Source organism: Spirochaetaceae bacterium, from assembly GCA_009784515.1.
Lineage (GTDB): Bacteria > Spirochaetota > Spirochaetia > WRBN01 > WRBN01 > WRBN01.
On the sequence record WRBN01000075.1, the window covers coordinates 1 to 9,282 of the forward strand.

Consider the following 9,282-nt stretch of genomic DNA (forward strand, 5'->3'; position numbering starts at 1 on the left):
AGATAAAGATATTATTTATGATGATGACGCTCCAGAACTATCCGAAGACAAACTTAAACAATTTCATCATATAAGACAATCAAAAACTAAACAATCGCTAGCTACAGTAATAGAACAAGATTAAAACACGCTATTACATCTTCGGCAAGAAATTAAAACAACTGTAAAAGCCGCTTTCGCGGCTTTGATTAATTTTTATTTTCCACTAATTTTTGATACCATTTATACGACATAATTATGGGCACCAGCACCATAACGGCTAAAATACCAAGCAAGATAACAAACATTAAAGTACCGCTAATAAAAAAGTTAAGAACCGTTATAAGCACTCCGCCAAAAAAGAATAAAAAGCCGGCCAATCTATGGGTTTTGTTCCATACCTCGTTGTTAGAGAGTGTCCATGGTGTTTTAATACCGGCAAAAAAGTTACTCTTAAATTTAGGTAACATATTGCCTAAAAAGATAAAAAGTATCCCCAAAAAAGCTATCACGACAAAATGCACCTGTATCCGGCCGGGGTTAAAACTCTCCGATAATATCATACCAACAATACCCAGCAAAAATAACATCATAAACAGGGCAAAAGCATCGTAAAAACCGCGAAATTTTTCGTAATTCTTCCCGCGCGGGTCAATTTTGGGTAACAGCATAAAAAGCCCGGCAATGGCCGGTGAAAGGCCCGCCAACCACCAAATATGGGCCTTATGGCCGCGTGACGGCTCGCCGCTTAAGCCCCAATTCATCGGTATGGTCTCGGGCAGCCTACTATACAGCGCCGCTACCAAAATAATAGGCGCTAAAGCCAACAGCCAAATACATATCCTTATTATACTTATTTTTTTCATTATTTATCTTCCCCTTTATCTCCTTTTAAATTAAGTGCGTAACGTATAATTTCATCAAGCATCGTCATATTTAGTTCATAATAAATATATTTACCTTGTTTATCATCGCTTACCAGCCCGGCCTGCTTTAATACCGATAAATGATGCGATATGGTCGCCCCTGTCATCGCAAAGCGCTCGCCAATTTCGCCGGCCGTTAGTGCGCCATTTACCAGTAAATTTAAAATTTCGCGCCGTGTACTATCGGACAGGGCTTTAAAGGTATCGGCTACTCCCACTGCTGCCTCCTTATCTTCAACATTTAGACACTTGTCTATTAGATTTATATCTAAATATACCCGATGTTGCAAAATGTGTCAACTATTTTTTATAGTATTTTTTGTTAATTTATGCTACTATGAATAATGATTATAAATTTTGACGAACTTACAGCCATTAACCCCGAGTGGGGTATTAATAAGATAGTTTTTGATAGCCGCGAGGCAGGTAGCCGCACAATTTTTTGTGCCTTAACCGGCCTTCATACCGATGGCCACCTTTTTATAACTAAAGCAAAAGAGCAAGGCTGCCGCTTTTTTTTAATAGAAGATAAAAATTTTGCCGACGATAGCGCCGGTTTTATCTACTTGCTGGCCGCCAATAGCCGCTTAGCGATGGCTAAACTTTCGGCCATTTTTTATGATTATCCCAGTAAGAAAATTAAAGTAATTGGCGTTACCGGCACCGACGGCAAAAGTACCACCAGTTATTTAATTTACCAGCTGCTTACTTTGCTGGGTTATAAAGTTGGCCTTATTTCTACCGTTAGCCTTAAAATTGCTGGCAATTTAGAGGATAATAATATGCGGCAAAGTACCCCTGAGGCTCCTCAGATAGAGGAGGCCTTAAGCCAAATGTTTAAATCCGGCCTCGATTATGCCGTGCTTGAGGCCACGAGTCATGGCCTTGCCGAAGAAACCGGCCGTTTAAAATACATTAACTTTGTAGCCGGCGTTTTTACTAACCTTACCATCGAGCACCTAGAGTTTCATAAAACTTTTGAAAATTATCGGCAAGCCAAAGCTAACCTCTTCAGAAAGGTGGCTGCTCATAAAGGTATAACTATTATTAATATTGACGATGAACATAGCGCTAACTTTATTGAGGCCGCCAAAGGCAGTATCATAATTACTTATGGCAGAAACATTCACGCCGATTATAACATCAGCAGGGAAGAAAGCCTGCCTACCTCTAATAACTTTGTTCTTAGCATTAATAATCATAGTTCAAGTCATAACATTTTAGTGGCTAACATTAATTTGGCCGGCGCTTTTAATATCGAAAACAGTACGGCTGCCTTTGCTACAGTGGTTAATCTTTTAAAATTACCTCCGGAAGAAGTTATTAAATTCTTGCCGCAACTTACCGCTCCTACCGGCCGTATGAAAATTATCCAAACTAAACCTTTTGGTGTAATTGTCGATTATGCCCATACACCGGGCAGCTTCGCCAAACTCCTGCCGCAGATGAAAGAAAACCTTACTGGCCGTATGCTTGTGGTTTTTGGCAGCGCTGGCGAACGTAACAAAGAAAAACGCCCTTTACAAGGGGAGCTGGCCGATAATTATGCCGATATAATTATTTTAACCGATGAAGACCCGCGCCTTGAAGGCTCTTTACCCATTATAGAAGATATTGCCAAAGGAATTAAAAATAAAAAACTTAACGAAACCTTATTTTTTATTCCCGACAGAACTACAGCCATCACCAAAGCCTATGAGCTGGCTAAAACCGATGACCTTGTACTTTTATTAGGTAAAGGCCACGAAAGGTCTATCTTTATGGCTCACGGCAAAGAGCCGTGGCACGAAGAAGAAGTAGCTAAAGCCTTACTTAATAAAAATTAAGGCTGATTTTGGTTACCGTCCCGGCCTTTAAAAGCCGGTTCGGCAAAGCCAAAAATAGCTCCGCAAATACCGCCCATTAAATGCGAAATTTGTGAAATGTTATTAGTCGTAAATAGAGTGGCTATTTCTTGCCATAAAAAGATGGCGGCGATAAACAAAAAAGTAAGCGGGAAATCGCCCCTGCGCACATTAGCAAACGAGCTAAGTACAATCATCATAAAGACAATTCCGCTGGCTCCCATAAGGCCGCTGGGGAAAAAAAGTACATTAATTAAGCCGTTAGCTATGGCCGTTACAAAAATCATTAAAGCGAGTGAGGACGAGCCGTAACGCTCTTCAATCAGCGGGCCAAGCAATAAAATATAAGTTAAGTTGCTGATTAAATGCGGCAGCGATTCGTGGCCAAAAATATAACTAAACAGCCTAACATAACCGGGCAAATAACTAAAATTAAACAGGCCGCGCCCCTCGAGGATAAATAAATTATTAATAAGACCGGGTGATAGATAAGCATCGCTTAAAAAAACGGCGGCGGCAAAAAGCGAAAAAGTTAAGGTGATGGGGGCATTGTATCGTAAGCGCATGTAAATATCCTATAAAAAAGACCGACTAATTAAGGCCGGCCTTTACTAACAGCAAGTTGGTTAAGCAAAAGATGGGAGGAGATATTGCGTAACTTTTATGCTATATTATATAATTCGGAGTGTTAGTCTTAAAAATTAACTGTTTTGCCAAAAGCCAACTTAAAACAGCTTAGTAATAATTATTTTTCGCTAAATTAAAATGTGTCTATTTTTTCCGGCATTAAAATTTCTTTAGCCGAGTTAATAGCAAAATCATCACTCATACCGGCAATATAATCTAGTGGGGCTTTATCAAAACTGCCCTCACAATTTATATAAAAGGGTTCCATCGTTTTTAAGTAATCGGCAAAACGGCGCGCCAACGTATTGCCCTCTTGCTGGTAAATAGCTAAATTTGTTTGCTTAATTTTTTCGTGCAGCTCCAAAAGGTAATCGTAAAGCAGCTTTAACAATCTTTCGCAGTAACTCTTCCAACGCGAAAGAAACGGGCTTAAGTAAATACGCTCGTAGTTAAAATCTTTTAATTTAATAAATTGCTCAAAAACATCATCGGAAAAACCCATACCTTCGGAGGTATGACCCATAGAGATTAAATCTATCGTTAATGTATTAATAATATCGGCGTTATTATCACCCAAAACTTTTTTAACAGATGATGGTATATCATCTTTAGTGATAATTTTTAGCGCAATAGCATCTTCCAAATCGCGTCCCAAATAAGCAATTTTATCGGCAAAACGCACAATACAACCCTCCCAGCTGGCGGGGTAAGCGCTACGTGCCGGCAGCTCGCTTAAGTTTTTAAAGTCAAAATCGGGTTTAATGTACTGCTCAAAACGTTCACCGCAGTGGTTGACAATCCCATCGCGCACCGCATAACATAAATTTAGGCCCATATCACGGTTGGCGCCGCGATGGGCCAAGTGGTCAACCACCCTTAAGCCGTGCTTTTCGTGGCTAAAACTCTCCCCCGTAAGTTCGCTTAAAACTTTTTCGCCGGCGTGGCCAAAGGGGGTATGGCCTAAGTCGTGGCCTAAACCAATAGCCCAAGCTAAATCGGGATTAAGACCGAAAGTACGGCAGATGGTGGTAGCTATCGAGGCCACATGCATCACATGCTCCACCCTCGTACAGATGTGGTCGTTTTTAGGGGAGAAAAAAACCTGCGTTTTATGTTTAAGCCGCCTAAAAGGATAGCTGTGGATAATGGCGGTGGCATCGCTAAAGTAAGCCGTACGCGGGTCGCCGGAGTTGCTATTGCTTTCTTTAAGTCTGCTTTGCAAGATAGGACTATTTTGATTTTGAAAAAATAAGCTATGCTCCACTGGTTAGCACCTCCACCCGGCCATCAATAATAGCGATAGTATCCTCAAAGTGGGCCGAAAGTTTACCATCGGCCGTGCAAACACTCCATTTATCGTTAGCGACAAACACATCACCGGTACCTAAATTAACCATCGGCTCGATGGCCAGCACCATACCGTTACGAAAGCGGGGATTACTGCCGCGAAATTTTTTATAATCATTGGTAATCTCCGGCTCTTCGTGAACGGCTAAGCCAACACCATGCCCGCAATATTCGTGCACCACCCCATAACCTAAAGGTTTTAAATAATTTGAAACCGCTTTAGCTATATCTTTAATGCGGCCATCTATCGTGATGGCCTCTATCGCCTTATTTAAGCTTATTTTAGTATTTTTAATTAAATTATGAGTATCATTACTTATCTTGCCGATGGCAAAGGTGCGGGCCATATCGGAAAAATAACCGTTAAAGGCCAGCCCTAAATCGAGGCCGATAATATCACCTTCTTTAAGTCCATAATTACTGGGCACACCGTGAATTACTACATTATTTACCGAAGTGCAAAGCGCCGCCGGAAAACCGCCGTATTTTTTAAACGAGGGCTCAGCCCCTGCTTCTTTAATATAACTTTCGGCCAAATGGTTAAGTTGCTCGGTGGTAACCCCTACTTTAGCGGCGGCGGCAACTTTAAAAAATATTTCGTTTAATAATCTACAACTTTTTTTAATACCGGCAAGTTCTTCGGCGCTTTTTAAATTAATCATTTACCCTCTACATCATCGAGCGCAAAGCGTTGCGTACAATTAGATTATCGTTATCTAGCTCTAAAGCGCGCTCGGCTATCTCGCGGGCTAAAGTTATTTGGCCGGCGTTAAAATGAGCTTGCGCCAGCTGCCCTTCGATGTTAGCTAAAATGACAGGGTCTAGCTCCTCGCGGTGAAGCTCGGTATATCTAAGCCGTGCCTCGATAAAGCTGGTAGCCGCACTTAAGTTATCCCGCAAGTAAAGCTCGATTAAACCGCGATTATAAAAAGCCTCCCAACTGCTTAAACGGCTAAACAGTTGTAAAGCTTCATTAAAACTACCCTCCGAAACTTTAATCAACGCTTGATAAGCCGGGATAAAAGCGGTATTAGAGCCGCGAAAACGCTCCAGTACCAGTCTCGCATCGTCTTCGCCCCTAACGGCTAGAAAAAACCACACCATATATTGTACTAAACGCTCGCTATAACTGTTATAATTAAAAAGCTGCCATAACTCGGTGCTTATTCTTTGCATATTACCATCAGGGGCAAAATTTTGCATACGAAAAAGATTAGCTTCTATATCGTTAGGGGATAGCTGCAAAAATTCATCTAACAACACTCTGGCCGGCCCGCGCGGCAAACGCTCTACTAGCGCTAAAGTCAAATATTTTTGATGAGGAAAAAATCTTAAAGCTGCTTCCAGCTGGTTTACGCTATTAAAATTATCACCCAATCTTTCAGCCAGCAAAACGCTATTTAACCATAATCGCCACGAAAGAGAAGGATTAAGCGATAACGCCTGCAAATAACTTTCAAAGGCGGTAAAGTTGTTACCCATTAACATACGTAAGTCGCCTAATAAAGTAGCCCGCGTAAAGTGAGCATTATTTAAAATATCTATCCGTTCTTGCTCGCTTAAAATTAAGCCGCCGCGCGGCGGGTTAAACACCATCAAATTAGACGAAGTAGGATTTTCCAGCTCGTTTAAAGCTAAAAACCACTCGCCGCTATCATAAGCCACAAGGGCTTTGCCTAAACTGGGAATGTCGTTACCGCCCATAAAAGGCAGCAGCGAACGCGCTCTTTCAAAGTTAGCGGTCTGCAAATGGAGCAGCGCCGCATTGTAAAACAGAGCCGCACTTCGCGTATCGCGTGCTACTTGCTCAAAAAAGTTGGCATCGCTGCTACTATTTAAACGCGCCTCTAAACCGGCTAAATCACCGCCGCCACTGTAACGAAACAGAGCCTCATCTCTGATAGAGGCAAATTGGCTGCTTAACAGCCGCTCGGCAGCAATATCACGCGCCCTTTGGTAGTTGCCTTGCCGCATTAGGGCCATTACATAAAAGGCCCAAAATTCTTCGTTACCTTGCATGCTTTGGGCAGCCCTTAAGCTTACACGCTCCAGCGGCCGCCAATCGCCGCTAACTAAAGCCAACCGGTAGGCTCTGTCAATAACCCTAAGCATATTATAACGATTTAAACCATTAGTCGGCAGTGCATTTATCCGCCTTGCCGCCTGCCTAAAGTTGCCCGAATCTATATGGGTATCAACATTTACCAGTAAAGTATCTAAAGATTCGGCATTTCTAACCCGTACATAATGATAGGTAATTATCCCTGTTAAAAGACAAGTTAAAAAAAGTAATACATAACCAACCGGCTTAAAACTTGCTTGCTTCATGACTATTCCTTAATTAAAGCTACCTAACTACTATACTTTTACAGCAAACTAATTAGGCGCTTTACTCCTAAGGCGCCGATTAGCATGCCTAATTTCTTTCACCACGTGCCCATGGCCCCCAAAGGCTTTCGTTAATAACAATATTGCTTTGGCTTCTTAAATTTAAGGTGGCTCTTTCCATATCTTCAAGCCAATTACGCTGCATAAGCTGCATCGTTACCATTTGATGAATGGTTTGTCGCGGTTCAAAAGGATTAATATCACTTAGCCCCAGTTTACGCGCCGCTTGCCTATCGGTAATCCGAAAGATATGGTAACCTAATTGCCCTTCCACAACGGCCGATACCACTCCAGTTTGCTGGCTAAACATCGCCCCAATTAAAGTTGGGCCAAACACCTCTACCATCGCCGGCAAATTAGGGATAAACCCAATATCGCCCAACCGGGAGGCGCTTTCGCGGTCATCGCTGTAAATGCTTACCGCTTGTTCAAAGGTTACCGCCCCCGAAGCAATATCTTGCCGTGCCCTGCTTGCTCTCGCTTGCACCTCTCTTCTTTGTTCGGCATTCATTCCTGCAAAGTTAAAGAAAATGTGGCTAACTCTTACTTGTTCGGGCATATTAAAGTTATCAGGGTTATCATTGTAAGCCTGAACTACTTCGGCATCGGTTGGCGTGCGCGGCTGTACCATACGCTGAAAAAGCATCTGCCGAGTAACTTCTTCACGCACACTAGTTAAAAATTGTTCCCAGCTGGGCATAGCCACCTCGGGATTAGTTCTGGCTACTTCGGCCACATTACTGCGGTAAGCGCGTTCTATATCGGCCAAAGTGGCGCGCGGCATACCGGTCATCGCTTGTAAAGCCTCTAGTATATCATTGTTAGAGGCCACAATACGTTCACGTTCGGCGGCCTGTAAAGCGATAATACTATCTATCATCATATTTAAAATCTCTAACCGCTGGGCGTTAGTTGGCTCGATACCTTGCGCCCTTAAAGCCGTTAAACGCTCACGGAAATCGCTTTCGGTAACACTTTGCGCCCTAATAAGGGTAACCGTAGCCAAATTTTGCGACAACGATTGCCCATAAGCCAGCTGAACCACCATAATTAAAGCTATAAAAAATAGTTTTTTCATTTAAAAATCCCCTTAATTAACAAAGATGCCTCTATATTACTTTTTAAAAGCTTAGAAAAGACAATAAATAAAGCCTCTGCCTCCATCACTTTCATTAAGTTAGCTAAACACCTTTCCTTAAATAAACCTTTATTAGTTACTAAAGCTAAACTTTTTTTACCGGCAACTGTGCCGGCGCCTTGCAAAAACCGGCTTACATTATCTGATATTTTGGCCGAAAAAAGGTTACTCTTACCATACAAAATGATTAAAAAATCGTAACTCGTTAAAAACTGCGGCTCGTTACCATTAACAAGCGCGCAGTTATGCCCTTGTTCCTGCACCGTCTTAGAGATAACCGCCAGCAACGGCTTATTATCTTCGGCATTAAAGTAAACCAAAGCTACGCGCAATTACTCGGCCGCCTCTGTTACAGCTTCTTCGGCGGTAACGCTTTCCACCACTTCGGTATCAATAATAAATTCTTCGGGTGCAATAATTTGCACATTATTTTCTTCCCACCAATTAGCGGCTCCTGCTCCCGGCAAAGCCATTTGCTCTAACAAGGCGCTATCCAAACGCGTACGGTTTAAAAACCCATAACCTAAAGCCGAAACAAAAAAGATTACGGCCAAAGTCGCCGTCATACGATGCAGCACATTCCCCGAGCGCGAGCCAAAAGGCGTGGTACTGCCGCCGGCAAAGATGCCGCCCATACCCTCACCCTGATCGTCTTGTATAAAAACCAAAATGGCCAAAAGAACTGCCACAATAATAAACACCACTAGTAAGACACCGCCAAAAAATTGCATTATTAACTTATCTCCAAATTTATTAACTATAAAATTTATTTATCAAAATTGACTAAAGCGCTAAAATCGGCAGCTTTTAAACTAGCCCCGCCCACTAAGGCCCCGTCAATGTTAGGCATAGCCATTAATTCTTTAATATTATCGGGCTTAACACTACCGCCGTAAAGAATAGATAAACCATTAGCCAACTCGTCATTGTATAAAGCTGCCAAAGTTTTGCGTATATGTATATGCATAGCCTCTGCATCGGCGCTGCTGGCCGTTTTACCGGTACCAATAGCCCATACCGGCTCGTAGGCAAT

The 9,282-nt window shown here is 42.3% G+C and carries 11 protein-coding genes; 1 reads left to right on the forward strand and 10 read right to left on the reverse strand.

The window, feature by feature from the left end; genetic code table 11:
- Positions 1 to 188 precede the first annotated feature (188 nt).
- Together FWE37_07895 and FWE37_07900 are read right to left on the reverse strand one after the other, a co-directional pair.
- A complete protein-coding gene (locus FWE37_07895) occupies positions 189 to 845 on the reverse strand; it encodes an SdpI family protein (protein ID MCL2520899.1) in 657 nt (218 codons plus the stop codon).
- Positions 845 to 1,123: an autorepressor SdpR family transcription factor gene (locus tag FWE37_07900; protein MCL2520900.1), complete on the reverse strand. Its 279-nt coding sequence runs from the start codon at positions 1,121 to 1,123 to the stop codon at positions 845 to 847. Before FWE37_07900 ends, FWE37_07895 begins: the two co-directional genes overlap by 1 nt.
- A gap of 126 nt (positions 1,124 to 1,249) precedes the next feature.
- Between FWE37_07900 and FWE37_07905 the strand changes: the two genes are divergently transcribed.
- The gene (locus tag FWE37_07905) at positions 1,250 to 2,731 is read left to right on the forward strand and encodes a UDP-N-acetylmuramoyl-L-alanyl-D-glutamate--2,6-diaminopimelate ligase (protein MCL2520901.1); all 1,482 of its coding nucleotides are present in this window, start codon (positions 1,250 to 1,252) and stop codon (positions 2,729 to 2,731) included.
- Here the strand turns inward: FWE37_07905 and FWE37_07910 are convergent.
- The 8 genes from FWE37_07910 to FWE37_07945 form a co-directional block, all read right to left on the reverse strand.
- Positions 2,728 to 3,315 carry a rhomboid family intramembrane serine protease gene (locus FWE37_07910; protein MCL2520902.1) on the reverse strand — a complete coding sequence of 196 codons (588 nt, stop codon included), beginning with the start codon at positions 3,313 to 3,315 and terminating at the stop codon, positions 2,728 to 2,730. The genes FWE37_07905 and FWE37_07910 overlap by 4 nt on opposite strands.
- A gap of 194 nt (positions 3,316 to 3,509) precedes the next feature.
- Positions 3,510 to 4,640 carry an HD domain-containing protein gene (locus FWE37_07915; GenBank protein ID MCL2520903.1) on the reverse strand — a complete coding sequence of 377 codons (1,131 nt, stop codon included), beginning with the start codon at positions 4,638 to 4,640 and terminating at the stop codon, positions 3,510 to 3,512.
- Positions 4,630 to 5,385 carry a type I methionyl aminopeptidase gene (map, locus tag FWE37_07920; GenBank protein ID MCL2520904.1) on the reverse strand — a complete coding sequence of 252 codons (756 nt, stop codon included), beginning with the start codon at positions 5,383 to 5,385 and terminating at the stop codon, positions 4,630 to 4,632. The genes FWE37_07915 and map overlap by 11 nt, the downstream gene beginning before the upstream one ends.
- 7 nt (positions 5,386 to 5,392) lie before the next feature.
- On the reverse strand, positions 5,393 to 7,051 hold the full coding sequence (locus FWE37_07925; protein ID MCL2520905.1) for a hypothetical protein: 1,659 nt from the start codon (positions 7,049 to 7,051) through the stop codon (positions 5,393 to 5,395).
- An 88-nt stretch (positions 7,052 to 7,139) separates the two neighbouring features.
- Positions 7,140 to 8,189, reverse strand: coding sequence for a peptidyl-prolyl cis-trans isomerase (locus FWE37_07930; protein ID MCL2520906.1), 1,050 nt, complete (start codon positions 8,187 to 8,189; stop codon positions 7,140 to 7,142).
- The gene (locus tag FWE37_07935) at positions 8,186 to 8,581 is read right to left on the reverse strand and encodes a hypothetical protein (GenBank protein ID MCL2520907.1); all 396 of its coding nucleotides are present in this window, start codon (positions 8,579 to 8,581) and stop codon (positions 8,186 to 8,188) included. Before FWE37_07935 ends, FWE37_07930 begins: the two co-directional genes overlap by 4 nt.
- Entirely contained in the window at positions 8,582 to 8,980 is a 399-nt protein-coding gene (gene secG, locus FWE37_07940; protein ID MCL2520908.1) for a preprotein translocase subunit SecG, read from the reverse strand.
- Between the two features lie 35 nt (positions 8,981 to 9,015).
- Positions 9,016 to 9,282, reverse strand: a 267-nt coding sequence (locus tag FWE37_07945; GenBank protein ID MCL2520909.1) for a triose-phosphate isomerase, incomplete at its 5' end; no start/stop codon positions are given.